Source organism: Clostridium sp. TF06-15AC, from assembly GCF_003481165.1.
Lineage (GTDB): Bacteria > Bacillota > Clostridia > Lachnospirales > Lachnospiraceae > Otoolea > Otoolea fessa.
In genome coordinates, this window is sequence record NZ_QUKS01000005.1 from 178,751 (window position 1) to 197,248 (window position 18,498).

At 47.8% G+C, this 18,498-nt stretch carries 13 protein-coding genes; 11 read left to right on the forward strand and 2 right to left on the reverse strand.

Annotation, left to right across the window (positions count from 1 at the left end; genetic code table 11):
* Window positions 1-29: 29 nt before the first annotated feature.
* Entirely contained in the window at window positions 30-314 is a 285-nt protein-coding gene (gene spoVG, locus DXC57_RS11380; protein WP_118467740.1) for a septation regulator SpoVG, read from the forward strand.
* A 154-nt stretch (window positions 315-468) separates the two neighbouring features.
* A complete protein-coding gene (locus DXC57_RS11385) occupies window positions 469-1,965 on the forward strand; it encodes a Na+/H+ antiporter NhaC family protein (protein WP_107001699.1) in 1,497 nt (498 codons plus the stop codon).
* A 141-nt stretch (window positions 1,966-2,106) separates the two neighbouring features.
* Here the strand turns inward: DXC57_RS11385 and DXC57_RS11390 are convergent, their stop codons facing one another.
* A complete protein-coding gene (locus DXC57_RS11390) occupies window positions 2,107-3,045 on the reverse strand; it encodes a LysR family transcriptional regulator (protein ID WP_118652684.1) in 939 nt (312 codons plus the stop codon).
* A gap of 228 nt (window positions 3,046-3,273) precedes the next feature.
* Here DXC57_RS11390 and DXC57_RS11395 point away from each other — a divergent pair, with 228 nt between their 5' ends.
* The 4 genes from DXC57_RS11395 to spoVT all read left to right on the forward strand — a co-directional run bounded on the left by DXC57_RS11395 (window position 3,274) and on the right by spoVT (window position 7,405).
* A complete protein-coding gene (locus tag DXC57_RS11395; RefSeq protein ID WP_118469435.1) occupies window positions 3,274-3,816 on the forward strand; it encodes a chromate transporter in 543 nt (180 codons plus the stop codon).
* Entirely contained in the window at window positions 3,813-4,388 is a 576-nt protein-coding gene (locus DXC57_RS11400) for a chromate transporter (protein WP_242995794.1), read from the forward strand. Before DXC57_RS11395 ends, DXC57_RS11400 begins: the two co-directional genes overlap by 4 nt.
* A gap of 954 nt (window positions 4,389-5,342) precedes the next feature.
* A complete protein-coding gene (locus DXC57_RS11405) occupies window positions 5,343-6,731 on the forward strand; it encodes a uracil-xanthine permease family protein (protein ID WP_118523026.1) in 1,389 nt (462 codons plus the stop codon).
* Window positions 6,732-6,856: 125 nt separating this feature from the next.
* Window positions 6,857-7,405: a stage V sporulation protein T gene (spoVT, locus tag DXC57_RS11410; RefSeq protein ID WP_107001695.1), complete on the forward strand. Its 549-nt coding sequence runs from the start codon at window positions 6,857-6,859 to the stop codon at window positions 7,403-7,405.
* Window positions 7,406-7,830: 425 nt separating this feature from the next.
* Here spoVT and DXC57_RS11415 read toward each other — a convergent pair whose 3' ends face one another.
* A complete protein-coding gene (locus DXC57_RS11415) occupies window positions 7,831-9,159 on the reverse strand; it encodes a Na+/H+ antiporter NhaC family protein (protein WP_347502032.1) in 1,329 nt (442 codons plus the stop codon).
* Between the two features lie 533 nt (window positions 9,160-9,692).
* Here DXC57_RS11415 and DXC57_RS11420 point away from each other — a divergent pair.
* The 5 genes from DXC57_RS11420 (at window position 9,693) to DXC57_RS11440 (ending at window position 18,424) form a co-directional block, all read left to right on the forward strand.
* Window positions 9,693-9,968, forward strand: coding sequence for an HU family DNA-binding protein (locus DXC57_RS11420; RefSeq protein ID WP_022360642.1), 276 nt, complete (start codon window positions 9,693-9,695; stop codon window positions 9,966-9,968).
* Between the two features lie 132 nt (window positions 9,969-10,100).
* Window positions 10,101-10,340, forward strand: a complete 240-nt coding sequence (locus DXC57_RS11425) for an RNA-binding S4 domain-containing protein (protein ID WP_118652770.1) — start codon at window positions 10,101-10,103, stop codon at window positions 10,338-10,340.
* A gap of 38 nt (window positions 10,341-10,378) precedes the next feature.
* Window positions 10,379-11,044 (forward strand): TetR/AcrR family transcriptional regulator, encoded by a 666-nt coding sequence (locus DXC57_RS11430; RefSeq protein WP_118652686.1) that lies wholly within the window; start codon window positions 10,379-10,381, stop codon window positions 11,042-11,044.
* Between the two features lie 235 nt (window positions 11,045-11,279).
* Window positions 11,280-11,546 (forward strand): hypothetical protein, encoded by a 267-nt coding sequence (locus tag DXC57_RS11435; RefSeq protein WP_118652688.1) that lies wholly within the window; start codon window positions 11,280-11,282, stop codon window positions 11,544-11,546.
* A complete protein-coding gene (locus DXC57_RS11440; RefSeq protein ID WP_118652690.1) occupies window positions 11,516-18,424 on the forward strand; it encodes a carboxypeptidase regulatory-like domain-containing protein in 6,909 nt (2,302 codons plus the stop codon). Before DXC57_RS11435 ends, DXC57_RS11440 begins: the two co-directional genes overlap by 31 nt.
* Window positions 18,425-18,498: the final 74 nt, after the last annotated feature.

Consider the following 18,498-nt stretch of genomic DNA (forward strand, 5'->3'; position numbering starts at 1 on the left):
CAAAGAACAGACGGAAGGGGTAAATGGGTATGCAGATTACAGACGTAAGAGTGCGGCGGATAGAGAAGGAAGGTAAGATGAAAGCCATCGTATCCATCACACTTGACAATGAATTTGTGGTTCATGATATCAAGGTTATTGAGGGAGAAAAAGGACTTTTTATTGCTATGCCGAGCCGTAAGGCTGCGGATGGAGAATACCGGGATATTGCCCACCCGATTAATTCGGGAACCAGAGACATGATTCAGAATGTCATTCTTGCCAAATACGAGGCGACAGCTTTGGAACTGGCAGAGCTGGAGAAAGCAGAGTAAAAAGCAGGGAAAGAAAGTAAAAAGAGAGAAAATATGAAAAAATGTCCCCGGACGCTGGACAAAGTGCCCGGGGACATTTATTATGTAGGTATAGTATGCTCAAAAACGGGCAGATTTGCCCGAATGTGTACAGATAATCCATAAGGGGGTAATTATGAGCGGTACGATTTTTTCTTTAATACCGCCTATCGTAGCCATTGCGCTTGCATTGATTACGAAAGAGGTGTACCTGTCTCTGCTGATAGGTATTATGTCGGGCGCGTTTTTATTTACGGGTCCAAATCCGCTTCATGCGGTGGAAACAATGATCGCGATCATGGGCGAGAAGATCGGGGGCAATGTCAACATTCTGCTTTTCCTGGCATTTCTCGGCATCGTGGTAGCACTGATCACAAAGTCTGGTGCGTCGAAGGCTTATGGTGAGTGGGCGTCCCACGCGATCCGCACGAAGAAGGGCGCGCTGTTTGCAACCATGTTCCTCGGAATGCTGATTTTCGTGGATGACTATTTTAACTGCCTGACCGTCGGCACAGTTATGCGTCCGGTGACGGACAAGCACAAGATCACACGTGCGAAGTTAGCCTACATCATCGATGCGACGGCGGCGCCGATCTGTATCATCGCGCCGATCTCAAGCTGGGCGGCAGCGGTCGGTTCTTCGCTTCCGGAGGACAGCGGGGTGGACGGCTTCAGTCTGTTCCTTCACACGATTCCGTTTAATCTGTATGCGCTTCTCACGATCTGCTTCATGCTCTTTTTGGTAGCAGGCGATTTTGATTTTGCGGCGATGAAACGCTATGAAGAACAGGTGAAAAAGACCGGAAAAGAGACGACGGTCGAGGCGGAGGCGATGGAGATCTCCGGCAACGGAAAGGTTATCGATCTGATTCTTCCGATCCTGGTTCTGATTGCGTTCTGCGTCAGCGGTATGCTGTATACAGGCGGCATCCTGGACGGCGTTGGTCTGGTCGAGGCGTTCGCTAACTGTGATTCGGCACTGAGCCTGGTGCTTGGTTCCTTCTTCACACTGGTGTTTATCTTTGCATTTTACATGATCCGCCGTGTCATCCGGTTCAATGAGTTCTGTGAATCCTTCACGATCGGCGTCAAGGCGATGATCCCGGCGATCATGATTCTGTGCCTTGCCTGGACTCTGTCTGGTATCTGCAGTGCGGATTACTTAAACATCGGCGGCTATGTCAAAGAGGTAGTGGGCGGCAATGCGCTGGTCGGCTCCCTGATGCCGGCCCTGATGTTCGTCATCGCGGCGGGGCTGGCGTTCTCGACCGGTACGTCCTGGGGTACCTTCGGTATTTTGCTTCCGATTGCATTTGCGGTGGTTGGCGCTGAAAATATGAACAGCCTTACGATCGTGACGGCTTCGATTCTGGCAGGTGCGGTCTGCGGCGACCATGTTTCCCCGATCTCGGATACGACCATCCTTGCGTCGGCTGGCGCCCAGTGCCACCACATCAACCACGTATCGACCCAGATCCCGTATGTGCTGTGCGTAGCGGCGTGCTGTTTCCTCGGTTATCTGGCGGCCGGAATTACCGCCAATGGCTGGGTGGGAACCGGCGTGGGATTCGCAGCGCTGATTGTGGTTCTGGTTATTTTGGATCGAAAGAATAAAGGGACGAAAGAGGCGTAAAAGCATCGGCAGTAAACGAAAATTGGTTCGTTTACTGCCGATTTCTTTCGTTTCATCGGAGGAAGCGGTCGTATCTTCCGCCGGGGCATCGGTAGCAGCTGCGGTTGTTTCTGCCAGAGCAGAAGACTGTCCGCACCCTCTTTATGAAATAGTGGTGGCATGGAAACTTTGGAAAAACGCATTCCCCACCAGCGATAAACTCCGTTCCTTCCGTTTGACCAGACAGATACTTGAGTGGATCTGCGGCTGGGTGATGATCCGGCGGATCAGGGCGGGATCGGAATTTAAACAGAGGGCAGATTCAGGCGCGAGCGCGATGCCCAGCCCTTCGGACGCCCATAAAAGGGCGGTTCTGGCATCGTCGGCAATGCAGACGATGTTCGGTTCCAGCGCCTGTTCCTCAAAATATCCCAGAATCAGCGGCTGCCAGCGGCGGTAAAGGATGAGCGGCGCGCGGGTGAGGGCGGAGAGGGGAAGAGATGTGGGCGTATGGCTTTTTTGTGGTTCGGAAGCAGGAATATCAGTCAGAAGGGCATTCGGGCATTCCTGGTAATGGCTCCAGATCATTTCGCGCCCGATCGCCAGAAATGCCTCCGGCGGCAGTGTCTGCATCTCCAGCCCGGCTTTGGCAAATGGCGTCCGGATCACGGCGAGGTCGATCTGGTTGGAGTGAAGCAGATCGAGCAGGTGGTAGGAATTGGACTCATGGAGTTCAAACAGGGCTTTGGGATAGGATCGCCGGAATGGGGCAAGATAATGCCGGGTCACAAATTCGACGGCGGAGGAGATGATGCCAAGGCGCACAACGCCCTGAATCTCCTGTTTCTGTGCAGTCAGCTCCGTGCGGGCAGCCTGGCTCAGATCGAGGATCGCAAGCGCCCGGTCGTAGAACGTCTTTCCAGCAGGTGTCAGTCGGATGCGGCGGGAACCGCGCTCAAACAGCGTCACACCCAGTTCTGCCTCCAGAAGCTTCATCTGGTGGCTGAGCGGAGGTTGTGAGATATTCAGTTTTTTGGCTGCCTGGGAAATATTTCCCTCGTTGACGATGGTGGTGAAGTAGGATAACTGGCGAAGTTCCATAAATGCTCCTTCCTGTTCGGATTCGTTGTAAAACTGTGTATACGGCAGATATATTATATAACAAAATCCGATAGAATAACAGGCGAACTATATCTTTCCGATATATATTCTATATCCGAATGGTATTTTTCAGACTCCTTGAATTCTGGTATGATACATAAGCAGGTATATACTGGAAATTCCAGAGAAATAAAAGTGTAGGGATAATACGGAAGGGAGTGGGCAGAAATGAAAGAACTGCTGGATATGTTTTTGACGTTTGCCAGAATCGGAGGGTTTACCTTCGGCGGCGGATATGCGATGCTGCCGATGCTGCAGAAAGAGGTAGTCAATGGACGCCATTGGGCGACGGATGAAGAATTGATGGATTACTACGCGATTGGTCAGTGTACACCGGGTATCATCGCGGTCAACACGGCGACGTTTGTCGGTTATAAGAATCGGGGAATTCCAGGGGCGATTGCGGCGACACTGGGAGTCATTGCGCCGTCGCTTGTCATCATTATGATTATTGCGGCATTTATTTCTAACTTTATTGAACTTAGCTTTGTGAGCAGCGCCTTTGCAGGCATCCGCGCCTGCGTTTGTGTGCTGATCGGCAGTGCGGTTGTCAAGCTGGCGAAGAAATCGCTGGTTGATAAAGGAGCGATCGCGATTGCGGCGGTTGTGTTTGTACTGTCACTGTTTACATCGGTTTCCCCGGCGCTTCTTGTTGTCGTGGCGGGTGCGATCGGGATTGTACTGAAGGGCGGAAAGGGGGAGAAGAAATGATGCTGATACTTGAATTATGCTTCCGCTTCTTCTGCTGCGGACTGTTTGCGATTGGAGGCGGACTGGCGACCCTCCCGTTCCTTTACAATATTTCCAAGGAGACGGGATGGTATACCTTTAATGATATTTCCAACATGATCGCTGTCTCCGAGTCCACACCGGGACCGATGGGAGTCAATATGGCGACCTACGTCGGCTTCCATATTAAGGGGATTCTCGGCGGACTGGCAGCGCCACTCTCACTGGTGCTTCCGTCGGTCATCATCATTGTGATTATCTCGAAGATTCTCGATAAGTTTAAATCCTCTTCGATCGTACAGAATGCCCTCTATGGTCTGCGCGCGGCATCTACCGCCCTGATTGCGGCAGCCGGTATCGGCGTGGCAAAGATAGCGTTCCTCCATGTCGGCGAGGATGGCAGCCTGGCGTTTTCCGAGCTGTTTTCCATCATCAACTGGAAAGCGATCGTACTGTCGCTTGCGATCTGGTACGGCTTAGTTAAATGGAAAAAGCACCCGATCCTCTATATCGTGGTGGCGGCTGTGGCCGGAATCGTGTTCCAGTTCCACTAGGGAAGATAGAAGAAAATAGAACCATTTCCAGAAGAGGTAGTTCGGTATCGGCATATTCTTTTGGGGTGGTTCTTTTTTGTCATAGGAAGCTTCGTCCTATGACAAAACGCTCTGCGGGATGCGTACTCACGCGAAGAAGAAACATGCCGCAAGCGGCCGTGCGAGAAGCCCGGATGTGTCAAGGCACATGATTTGTTCATGGGACTTTCTTCATTTTACAGGAAATTGCGTCCTATAAAACAAGAAATACAAGAAATTGCGATCGCAAAGCGCAATAATAGTTAGAAACAGAATAAATAAAACAGAAATACACAACAATTACAAAAATATAATCAGATAAATAAAGAAAAATATGAAAAATAATTAGAAATAATACTTGACAAAATGGAAATTATCTAGTAAAATAAAACCATCAAAAGAAACAGAGATAACCCCAACAAACGGTTACCATAGTTTCTAGGACGAAATAAGGAACAAGGAGGACAGTCCAATGGGATAGTTAGTTACTAAAAAACATGATCATGATTTAAAAAACCGAATTTATCAAATAAATAAAAAGATAAAAATCGGTATTGATGGAATCCATCATCATACAATCTCTAAAAGAGTTTACATAGATACATGTAATCAAAGGAGGAGATTCATATGAAAGGAAGAGGTCCATAGCACATTTAAAACAAAATATAAAAGGAAGAGAGGTTATATAGTGAAACTTCGGGATATTTCATAAAAGAGCTGTCTGATGACGAGAAAGTCGGACAGCTCTTTTTTTGTGCAATAGGAAATTCCTTGGAATTCCCCATTACACAAAAAGGCACATCCTTTGTTTTGTTTACAGAAAATCGAAGCAAGCGCGGCAGAAAGGTTGACGAATGAAGTCAAAAAGGATATTCTGGAAAATGAAAATTATGTACATTATAAAATGTAGGGAATTGCTGGAGGTATCTATTTAAAATGAATGAAAACGACATGGTCATTAAAGACGCCAGAACACTGGGTCTGCCGAAGATGCTGCTTTTAGGTTTGCAGCATATGTTCGCGATGTTCGGCGCGACGATCCTGGTGCCGATTCTGGTCAATACCTATTTTGAGGGAGAGGGACTTTCAATTCAGGTAACGCTGATGTGCGCGGGTCTGGGAACACTGTTTTTCCATGCCTGCTCTAAGTTAAAAGTTCCGGCGTTCCTCGGTTCCTCGTTCGCATTCCTCGGTGGATTTGCGACGGTGGCAAACTTGGACAGCGGTATTTTTGCAGATATGACGATGGGCGAGAAATTGCCATATGCCTGCGGCGGTATCGTGGTAGCGGGTGCGCTGTACCTGATTCTGGCGCTGATCATCAAGCTGGCAGGCGTGGAGCGCGTCATGCACTATCTGCCGCCGGTTGTGACAGGTCCGATCATTATCTGTATCGGTCTTTCACTGGCGCCGTCCGCGATCGCCAACGCATCGACAAACTGGCTGATTGCGTTGATCGCGCTGGGAACCATCATCGTTTTTAATATCTGGGGCAAGGGAATGTTCAAGATCATTCCGATTCTGATGGGCGTTGTGATCTCCTATGCAGCGGCAGCAGTCTTCCAGATGATGGGAATGACAAACCCGGACGGAAGTGCGATCCTGAATTTCTCAGAGGTAGCGACGGCTTCCTGGGTCGGACTTCCTCCGTTCCAGCTGTGCAAATTTGACCCGACGGCGGTCATGGTAATGGCGCCGATCGCGCTTGCGACGATGATGGAACATATCGGCGATATGTCGGCGATCTCCGCGACGGTCGGAGAAAATTTCCTTGCGGATCCGGGACTGCACCGGACGCTGGTCGGCGATGGTATCGCAACATCTCTGTCGGCACTCGTTGGCGGTCCTGCCAATACGACTTACGGCGAAAATACGGGCGTTCTGGAATTAAGCCGTGTCCATGACCCGCGTGTCATCCGGATTGCAGCTGTCTTTGCTGTGATTCTGAGCTTTATTCCGAAGATGGCAGAGGTCATCGGTTCGATGCCGTCTGCCATCATCGGCGGCGTTAGTTTTATGCTATACGGTATGATCTCCGCGATCGGTGTCCGCAACGTGGTCGAAAACCAGGTGGATTTAACCAAATCCCGGAACCTGGTAATCGCTGCGGTAATTCTGGTCTGCGGGCTGGGATTCTCCGACGGTCTGACCTTTGAGGCGGCAGGAACCTCGGTTACCCTGACAGGTCTTGCGATCGCAGCGATTGCGGGCGTTCTGCTCAATGTGATTCTTCCGGGTAATGATTACCAGTTCGGCAAGAATTTACAGGGCGACATCAACCGCGGTGTGGCGATCAATCCGAATCCGAAGAAACGGCAGGAATAAAAAACGCAAAAATTTTCAGTTCCAAAATTGGGACGAACCATTTCAGATGTATAATCCGCCTGCATTTCCACATACTACCCATAAGACACACGATATGGCAAACGTGGTATGCAGGAGGAAGAATCATGAAAGCTACAGGAATTGTGAGAAGAATCGATGATCTGGGTCGCGTTGTCATCCCGAAAGAGATACGCCGGACGCTGCGCCTTCGGGAAGGGACGCCGCTTGAGATATTCACGGACCGCGAGGGCGAGATTATATTGAAAAAATATTCACCGATGGTGGAGCTGGCGGCATTTGCCGTGCAGTACGCGGAGGCGATGGCGCAGTCCACGGGGCTGATGGTCTGCATCGCGGACCGGGATCAGATCATTGCGGTATCCGGGGGACCAAAGAAGGAATATTACCAGAAGACGATCAGCCGGGCGCTGGAGCTGGCAGTTTCCGAACGTCAGAATATCTGTGCGGCGCGGGGAGAAAAAGCATTTATCCCGATTACCTCGGATGAGGTGGAGGAGAGCAGCGCCGAGGTGATTGTGCCGATTTTGAGCGAGGGCGATGCGATCGGGGCGGTGATTCTCCTCAGCCGGGAGGCAAAGCAGGCGCTTGGAGGGGCGGAGATGAAGCTGGCGGCGACGGCAGCTGGATTTCTGGGACGTCAGATGGAAGGATAAAAAAAGATAAATGAGATAAATCTGCCTGGAAACAGGCGATGAGAGAAAAAAGAAGACGGGATCGATGGAAAACGTAAAGAGAGATAAAACTCCTGGGCGGTTGTCCATCGATCCTGTTTTTGATAGTCCTGTATTTGATAAAAACTGGTATTTGATATAACAGATATATCGAAAAACAGACGAAAGCGCAAGGAAGTTCATAGATACTCCATGATTTTTCACAGAAAAAACACAGCAAGGCGCACGACAAACGCATGAGTAAATAAATTGTGAACACGCCCCCTTTTTTGTTAAAATTAAGAAAGAGAGGTTATATAGTGAAACTTCGAGATATTTTATAAAAGAGCTGTCTGATGACGAGAAAGTCGGACAGCTCTTCTTTATGCCTCAATGCGTTTATGTGTGCAGTGGAAAGGGTTCCGCTGTTATTTTTTTGCTTTGACACGGTCTCCGCGCTCTGGAAGCAGAAAGATACAGATTAAAGAACTGATAAACAGCATGCTTGGATAGAACAGAAGCGGCATGACCTCAAAGGCAGACAGTTCATAGCCCAGCTCATGAACCGCCGATAATGCTACCAGCATCTGAGCACCGTAAGGCAGGATTCCCTGGGAGATACAGGAAAAGGTATCCAGAAGGGAGGCTGTCTTTCTGGCACTGATGCCATAATCTTCAGAAATTTCCTTTGCAATAGGGTTGGCCATAACGATAGCTACTGTGTTATTGGCAGTTGCGATATCCAGCAGGGTAACTAAAAGGCCGACACCAAACTGACCGCCGCGTTTTCCACGGAAGATGCGATGAATAACGTTAAGAAGAACGTCGAAGCCACCGTTTTCACGGATTAGTGCACACATAGCTGCAACTAAGATGGCAACCATACTGGTCTCAAACATGCCGGAAGTGCCGGAACCCATGTTGGTAAGCATTTCCCAGGGAGTAGTCTGGCCGGAGCCCAGCATAATGATGGCACCGGATACGATTCCGACTAACAGAACGACAAATACCTGAATACCGGCAATGCCGCCTGCTAATACCAGAAGATAGGGGATCAGCTGAATCAGGTTGTATGGTTTTATGATGGCAGTTCCCGGATCCTGATGGAAGGAAACGACCAGGATAAGTGCCAGGGAAGCGATGGCAGCCGGAAGTGCGATGCCGAAGTTCTCACGGAATTTATCCTTCATAGCACATCCCTGACCGTTGCAGGCTGCGATGGTTGTATCGGAGATGAAAGAGAGATTATCTCCAAACATGGCACCGCCGATGACAGATGCGACGCAAAGGGCCAGAGAGAAACCAGAGGTCTCAGATACGGCAGTGGCAATCGGAACGATCAGGGTGATGGTTCCAACGGAGGTTCCCATGGAGGTAGAGACAAAGCACGCTACCACAAAGAGAACAGCAACGGAAAAACGGGCCGGGATAAGAGACAGCATCAGATAAGCAACGCTTTCAGCACTGCTTCGTCCTACGACACCGACAAAGGTTCCGGCTGTCAGGAAGATGAGAAGCATGGTGATGATGTTCTTATCTCCGATGCCTTGCCCCATCAGCTCCAGTTTCCGGTCAAAGGAAAGAGAACGGTTCTGGAAACAGGCCGTCAGGATCGCAAGCATAAATGCGACAACAATCGGAATGTTGTAAAAGCCCATCGGGATCTTCATGATATATTCTGACCAGATTCCTAGCCCCAGATAAAAGATCAGAAATACAGCGATAGGCAGAAGGGAAGATAGTTTTTGCTTTTTCATAATAATTTTCAGCCTTTCTATATGTTTGCCGTAATAGGCCGGATATACATTATTTGATCTTACCATAAGAATGGGATTCAGGCAAGTAAAGAAGACAGTGTAACTGTAATGAAAAGGTTGACGAAAGCCTGTAAAAACGATATTCTGAAAGACGGAGAAAAGCATGCAAAAACGATAGAAAATATGATCGGAAATGAGATAAAAGCACAAGGGATTTCACAGATACTACACGGGTTTTCACCAAAAAATCACAGTGTGAAGTGCTTGCGTGTGCTTCACACTATGATTTTGGCGATGCTTCGCATTTAAAATCGGAATAATCTGCTGCCTAAACGGCATCGTACGGAATTTTCAGTTTAGAAAATTCCTATTTGCGAGTCGTAACGATTGTCGGTTCGGAATGTGAGGAAAAGTGCAAAAAACCTTGACAAAGCAAGGAGAAATGTATATAAATGTAAAGTAAGATTTGCGGGCATGTACGAAGAAAACTAAGAGGATTCATGTGCAAAGATATAAGCTAGGAGGAATATACGATGAACAAGACAGAATTAATCGCAGTTGTAGCTGAGAAAGCAGAGCTTTCCAAGAAAGACGCAGAGAAGGCAATCAAGGCTTTCACAGATGCAGTATCCGAGGAACTGGTTAAGGGCGGAAAGATTCAGCTGGTTGGCTTTGGTACTTTTGAGGTAGCTGAGAGAGCAGCTAGAGAGGGAAGAAACCCGAAGACCGGCGAGACCATGCCGATCGCAGCTTCCAAGACTCCGAAGTTCAAAGCTGGTAAAGCATTAAAGGATATGGTAAACGCATAATTATCTCAGACATATATGTGTGACAGACAGCCCTTCGTGATGAAATATCATGGAGGGCTTTAGTATTATAGGAGCGAAGGGATTCCGCCAGGATATGAAAGTGCCCTGCAAGGGGGTATGGAAAGGAAAAATATGAGGCTAGATAAGTATTTGAAAGTGTCCCGCATCATCAAGAGAAGAACCGTAGCCAATGAAGCGTGTGACAGCGGACGAGTGATGCTGAATGATAAAGTGGCAAGAGCCAGTGCAGAGGTTAAGGTTGAGGATGTGATTGAAATTGCCTTCGGCAATAAATCGGTGAAGGTCCGCATTACAAGCGTACAGGAGACCATCCGCAAGGAAGATGCCAAAGAAATGTTTGAATACCTGTAAAAATCCAAGAGACGTCAGTAAAAGGCGCGGAGGACGAAATGCCAAGAAATATAGAGCGGGATGAAAAAGAGGCGATGCGCCGGAAAGAACAGCTGATGGAAGCTGGATTCAGGCTGTTTTCGCAATATGGGATCGAGAATGTCAGCTTACAAAGAGTGGCGGACGCTGCGGAAGTGGGCGTTGCGACCCTATATAACTATTATCAGACGAAGGTCAAGCTTGTGATAGCGATCAGCGGAAAAATCTGGGGCGATCTCTGGAAGGAGATTCTGGAAGAAAAGGGATCGGAGATATTTGAATCATTCACGGCGTATCAGTACATTGAGTTTTATACGGACCAGATCATCCGGATTTACCGGGAACGCCCGGAAATACTCCGGTTCAGTAATAACTATAAAAACTTTATCTCCCGGGAGAAAATCAAGGAGGAAGCGCTGGCTGAACATCTGGATGTTTTGAAGCCGGCAGGAGCGCTGTATCATAAGTTCTATGAGCAGGCGAGGAGCGATAAAAGCATCCGGACCGATATCCCGGAGCAGCAGTTATTTACAAGCGTTGCGATTGCGATGCTGGCGGTGGCTGAGCGCTATGCACAGGGAATTGTGTGGGCGGACGATCACAAGGCAGACCACACGCAGGAACTGGAATTTTTAAAAGAAATGCTCCTAACATGGTGCAGAACCCCGGAGAACCTGGAGAAATAATCATATAAAGAACGGAAATAAAAAAAGAAGTCAAGAGAATTGAGGTGTCCCCTCAAAGTTAGACTTTTACGAGACGACTTCGGTCGTCTCGTTTTTCTTTATGCGCTTAAAAGAACAGATTCTGTCTTGAATTTGTAAGAGTTGATTATTATAATATAAATATAGTGACGACTCATTTGTGTATACACACTTTATGACGGATAATCAACATTTCGAGAATGAGAGGAAAAAGCGTATGAGAAGGAGAAAAAGAAGAATCCTGGCAGCAGGAATGGTGGTAGTGATAACGTGCAGTTCATATGGCTCTGTGCCTAGAGTTTATGCGAACACGAATTTTTATCAGATCAGGGAGATCGAGAGTTTATCGGAACAGGTTCTGTATCAGAAAGTTCCCTATGGAACCCGGTATCAGGATCTGGAGATGCCGGACAGCATAGACGTTTTTGTCAGCGGGGGGGGCAAAATGAAGATGTGCCTGACGCAGGGAGCGATGAGAATGTAGCTGCGTTTGCCAACCGCACAAATGATGATGCCGTGCTGGAAAAGACGGACGGTGAAGAGAATGGAGAAAAAGAAGATACTGAAGGAAAAGATACCGAAGGAAAAGATGCCGGAGAGAATAGCAAAGACAAAAGCGAAGGTGGAGAGGGCTTAGAGAAAGCGGAATCCGGTTCAGGTGAACAGGGAGATTCTGGGAAAGATGGAAATTCGGCGGAAAATGGGGACTCTCAGGATGAAAATGCAAATCCGGGGAACGGTGAATCCGATGAGAAAGACGATTCCGGTAAGACAGATTCTGGTTCTTCAGGTGGAAATGCAGATTTGAATGAAGAGGGCAGTTCTTCGAACGGAAAAACGGATGAACCGAGGGAAGATGTCAAGACGGATGAGAAGACCGAGGAAGAGATTGACGAAAAGGAAGGTTTCTGGCGAAAAGTAAAGGTGCGCTGGGTTCTGGATGCAGAAGAGAGCCAGGCATCCCGTTATGATGGAGAAAATCCGGGTATCTACCTGTTCCGTGCAGAGTTGAAAAGCAGCAATTATGAGGTAGATGAGGACGAACTTCCAGTGATCCAGATCACGGTCCTGGAAGAAGAGCAGGCGAAAACGACGCTGGAATTTGCACCGTTGGAAGAATCGATCACCGATCAGATTCTCCCGCTTGGAAGCAAAGAATCCGACATCCAGTTCCCGGAGACTCTCACCGTGCGTGAGACGATGGGAGAAGAAACCACCGAGCGGACTTTGTCGGGTATCACGTGGAAACTGGATGAGGAAAACAGCGACTATTCCGAATTTCAGGGCGGACTGGCACCGGAGGACTATTTTGACCGCTTCGATGAGGACGGCGAACCAGAAGAAACTGAAGAAAAGACCTGGGAGGGCTACGATAAAGCCAATGAAGAATACAATGGGGCGATCTATACCTATATTCCGGTGATTCCGGAAAGCGAAGAGATACCGGAAGACACTGATTTGCCGGAGATCCATGTGCAGGTGGGAGACGCGGGGATTGCGCTGTATGCGGATGAAGGAATCACGGGAAGCGGTACATTGGAAGATCCGTATGTGATTACGACGGCAGATCAGTGGTCTATCGTCATGGGTAAAGGAAATAAAAATCAGTATAATGGAAGTGGTCAGTACAATTCTAATGTAAATAAATATATTAAATTGGGGAATAATATTGATCTTAGCGAAGTTGACCCGTGGGAGGAAAGAACATTAACAACTTGCTTAGACGGTGATGGCTATACTTTGAGTGGAATTTCACAGCCGTTGTTTAGCAGTGTGAAAGGAACGGTAAAAAATTTAGTTTTATCGAATGTGAAAATTAAAGAGGCGAAAAATTTCAAACATGTAGGCGCGATTGCTAGAACGACAGCAGGTACAGCCATCATTGAAAATTGTTATGTTGAAGGTGCCAAGGACAATGGCGATGATGATGCGGGGATTCTTAATACAGGAAACTACGCAGCGGGTGGACTAATTGGACAGGTTCCTTCAAGTAGCACGTTGACGGTAAAGAATTGTGTTGTTAATGCGGATGTTAAGAGTACAGGCTCAGATTCTCAAAATTCATTGGCTGGTGGTTTGGTTGGATTGGTTTCAGCAAAAAATATATTAAACATTGAAAATTGCATGGCAATGGGAAGTGTTTCAACAGAGTGTAATAGTGGCTGCGGTGGCTTAGTTGGCGGAAGAAATGTAAATGTTATAATCGAAAAAAGTGTAGCATTACAGAAAACAGTTTCCACAAAAAACCTTAGTAGTTATGTAGATAGAATTTTTGGCTATAGTGGAGATTCAACCGTTTATGTATCAGGAAATCAAAATTATGCTTATCAAAATATGGCAGGCGGATATAATGGAAATTTTGCTAACAAACATACAGAGCACCATGGCGAAGGTGTCACGAAAGCAGAACTTTTAACAACCAATTTCTGGGAAAACAAGATCGGCTGGGGAAATGACTCAAATTCAAGCTGGAAAATTGAAGCAGATCAGTTCCCTTCGCTGGAAACAACAAATGGTGATGTGATATTTTCAGGTGATGATTTACCAGATTACCTCCAGGCAATCAATATGGTAACAGGAACTGTAAGCTCTGGAGAAACAGGACTTGATGGTGCGGAGATTATCTTTAAGAAGGGGAATAGTGAAAAAAGTACCACAACCAATGCAGATGGTGATTTTGAGATTGAACTCGCAAACGGAATTTATACGGTAACAATCAAAAAGACCGGATATCTGACGTGGACAGATAGTGTTACAATTCCAAGAAACCTTGATTTCACCTTGGAAGCCAACCCGGTTTCCATGCCTGCGAGACAAACTGTGACAGGAACTTTCCAGACAACCGATGCGGAAAGTGCCACAGCAGAAGGGGAAATTAAACTTATATATGCAGGAACAGATAGTTTGCAGCCGAAAGATTTTACCCTTTCATCCGAGGAAGATGGAATGGAGTATGGCGAAGTTACAATTTCTGGAGTGGAAAAAACAGAAAATGGATGGGGGATAAAGATTCGATTTGCTAAATCGCTGGCTCTTGGCAGTATAAATGAAAAACAGCTTTATGTCCATTATAAGGGAAGCTTGATTGGCTCAATCACGCTGACAAAAGAGGTGAATCTTGTTCAGCTTGCAGCGCCTGCGGATGTCAAATGGGATGAGACAGTAAAAGGAAAAGCCGTCTGGAGTCCGGTTGAGAATGCGTCGGGTTATAAAGTACAGCTCTATAAGAATGGTTCATCACTGGGGGCTGGGGTAACACTTGGGGCGGATGCAGCCAGTTACGATTTTACCTCCCAGATTGCAGATAGCGGAACCTATACGTTTGGAGTCCAAGCAACGGGCGATGGTTCAACCTATGATGACAGCGAGGAAGAGAAGAGTGGAACCTATGAATTTTCCGAGCAGACATTAGCGGATGTCAAAAAAGCGGTAGCGGCAGCGCTGCAGGCGAAGACAGTGACAAATGAGACGACATCAGAGGAAATTTTGCAGGTTGTACAGATTGTTATCACAAATAACAAAATTCAGGCGAAGTGGTCCGATGAAAAAGGTTTTAAGCTAACACCGGCAACAGACGAAACAGATCCGGGACAAAACGGAAGTATCACGGGAACGATTGTTTTGAGCTATACCGCTGATAGCGCGTCAACAGAAACAGATACAATCGAAATAAATCTTCCAATCGCGGCGAAGTATGCAATTACCTTTACGTCTGGACGTAAGGATTCACAGGGAGAGGCGCCGACACTGGAAAATGCCGCAGCCGGAACCGTGATTACGCTTCCGGAGAATACCTTTAAGGTATACGGCATGAATTTTGGAGGCTGGAGTGACGAAACTAAGACATATGCCAGCGGTGCAAGTTATACAATGCCGGAAGGAAATGTGACATTTAAGGCGGTATGGGTGCAGGATCAGTGGGATGGACAGGCGGTTGTGGAACCGGCCAAAGATGAAAATGGTTATTATCAAATTAGTACAGGGGCAGAGCTTGCGTATTTCCGAGATACGAACAGTTCAAACTGGAAAGCGAAACTGATGTGCGATATTGATATGGGCGGTCACGACTTTGCCCCGATTAATCAGGCCGGAGCTGAATTTGATGGATGCGGACATACGATTCAAGGCTTGAATGTAGTCGGCGATGCTTATGTGGGATTGTTTCGAGCAATTTCTTCGAATTGTGAAATTAAGAATCTGACCATAGAAAATGCGGTGGTTAAGGCTTCCGGCGATAAAGCGAGAGTTGGCATCCTGGTTGGTGATGTATATGGTTCTCTGACAGTAGAAAATTGTTACGTCAGTGGAACAATCGAAACTGCAGATGGAACAAATAAGATTGAATCGGCAGGAGGTTTGATTGGAAACGTAAGGGAGTATTCGAATTATTCGGTAAATATTAAGTCCTGCTATGCAGATGCTAAAATCAAAGGAACCACCGACAAGGGATTTGCAGGTGGTTTGGTCGGTTGGACCGGTGGAACTACAACCATTGACAACAGCTATGCAGTTGTGGATATGGACGTTGATAAGGGATATTATATCGGCGGACTGGTAGGAAGCGGCAACGTAACGATCTCCCACAGCTACGCGGCAGGCGAAACGCTGACAAAAAATCCCACTGGCGCATCCGTGGCGGGCATTTCCAGCAACGGTTCGATTTCCTCCTGTGTCAGCATTTTCCCGGAGATGCGATCGCTCAACCGGATTGGTGGAAGAACGGGAAGTTACCAGAACAACTACGGCTTTGCCGGCACAGTTGCGAGAAAATCAGATGGAATGATTTTGACCCCGGAACCGGATATGATGGGGGCAGATAAGCTATATGGAGCGGACGCAGCGGCGGCAGATCTGAAAAATCCGGCATTTTATAAGGGGCTGGGCTGGGATTTTGATTCTACCTGGATGATGGATTCAACCGGCGAGTATGCCTTCCCGATTCTGAAAAACCAGACTTTACGTCCGGATCTGACGCTGGATCTGACACCTTCGGTTACCGGAATTACGCTGGATAAGACCAATGAGACGATTTACCCAAGAGGAAGCGTCCAGCTTACTGCAACCGTCGATGTGGCAAACGGAGCGTCCAGAGAAGTGACGTGGAAAAGCAGTGATCCGGCAGTCAAGGTAGAGGACGGCTTGGTAACCGCTGCGGATGTGGCAAATGGAACCTATATAATCACAGCCATCAGCAAGGCGGATCCTTCCAAGCAGGCAGAATGCCAGCTGACAGTTGATACGGCGGAGCACACAGTTACAGTAGGACGGGAGAATACGATAAACTCCCTGAATGCAGTTGTGAAAGCGTATGCATCCCTGGATGATGCAAAAAAGGAAACAAATCCGATTTCTACGATAGGTAGTGAAACTGGTACATTTACATTTTCACGGAAAGCCGGAGAAAAAGTGTACCTTGCATTTACGGGTCTGGATCCGAAAGATGTCGTAAGCGAAGTAACGATTACCGGTGAGAATAATTCAAAAGTGAATGCGACAATTTGCAATCTGGAGAATCCGACGGTGTATTGCTTTACGATGCCATGTTCAGATGCCTCCGTACAGGTTTCCTATGCGGAAAATATGAACGCGTACCAGTATACCTGGTTCGTAGGACAGGAATGGGGTACTTGGGGAACAACGGCAGCCTTTGAAACCGAAGAGTGGAGTGGAGGCGACCATATTGGTTCTCTGAAAGTAACAAAGATTATCAACGGCAAGCTGTTTAAAGAATTTAAGATAAAGTCAATGTCGCTCTATAAGAAAGATTCAGTTACACCGAAAAAGGTAAATAGGAAAGCAGATCTTAATAACAACGGCGATTATTGCATTGAAACAGATGATACAACCGGTCTCCCGACTCTCTATGTATACTTAGATGGACCGGGCATGGTGGCTGTGGATATCGAGGTTAAGGATGATCCAAGTGCAGTATTTTCAATTACGAAGAAGCCGGAAAGCAGTTCTTATTATACGCTGGACAAGACTACAGCAAACGCCGGGAAGCAGGTAACGGCGACCTTGACAGATGAAGGTGTCAGACGGATGAAGGAGAATCCGAACAAGAATGCTTGCCTTACATACAGCGGTGGTTTACTTGTAGTTATTTACCCGCCGAAATTTACCGAATCCGACGGCAAATGGACGGCTTCCTTTAAGATGCCGGCGCAGGATGTTGAGACACATGTGTATTTTGGGGACAAAGATAAGGTTACACTGAATGGTACGGATAAAGAGGTTGATTACGATGGAACGCCGAAGTCTGTGGGGGATGGAATTCAGGCAACGATAGGTGGACAGGATCTTTCGGAACAGTTTCTGGGTCAGTATGAGGTGTACTATAAAGGTGTGAACGGAACCGTTTATTCCAGCACGACACCGCCGACCAATGCGGGAACGTATTCCTGTAAGATTAAGATCCCGGACAGCAACGTAAGTTATATGAGTGATCCGATTACGGTGCAACTGACGATCAAGAAGATAGCAACGAAGACCCCGAAAGCACCGCAGGCAGCAGCGTGGACAGACACCAGCGTGACCCTGAAAGCAACGTCTGCATTTGTGGATGGAACCGCGATTCCGGCGGGATACGAACTGGAATACTGCGTGGATCAGGGAGAATGGCAGGATTCACCGCTATTTACCGGGCTGACACCGGAAACGACTTACAATTTCTATGTGAGACTCAAAGAAGGTGTCAATACGACGGCATCCGCAGCCAGCGAGGCGGTCGCGGTCCAGACAAAGAAAGCATCGTCTGACCCGTCCGATCCGACGAAACCGGATCCATCGAATCCGACCCCGTCCACCCCAGGCAATCCGCAGGGAACGGCCACTTCCGGCCGCGACAGAAGTACCAGCACATGGGTAAAAGAGAGTGCCGGATGGCGCTACCGCCTGTCAAATGGCACGTATCTGTCCGGAAGCCTGGTTCTGGATCCGGCGACCGGCAGGCAGGTTGAACAGGTTGTGTGGAAACAGCTCCGGGGCGCATGGTGGGCATTTGGAGCCGACGGATATATCCGGACGGGCTGGGTCTATGATTACAGCGCAGGCAAATGGTACTATGTGGATGAAAACACAGGCATGCGGACGGGCTGGTATCTGGATCCGCAGGACGGCAGATGGTATTATCTGGATCCGGTAACGGGAGAGATGCTGACGGAGTGGCAGCTGATTCCGGATTTAGGCTATGTATACTTAAATCCGTATGCACCGCAGCCGACCTGGGCGTATGATGAAGCATTAAAAACCTGGGTTTACATGGAGGGCGCAGGGCGTCCATACGGCTCCCTTTATATGGCTGAGTGGACACCGGACGGCTATTATGTAAATGCAGACGGTGTCTGGGAACCGGCCAGATAATCATTCATAAACCTGAAAACCTCCCAATATATTTAACAATAGGCAGCTATAGGCTATAAGTTAGATAAATTGGG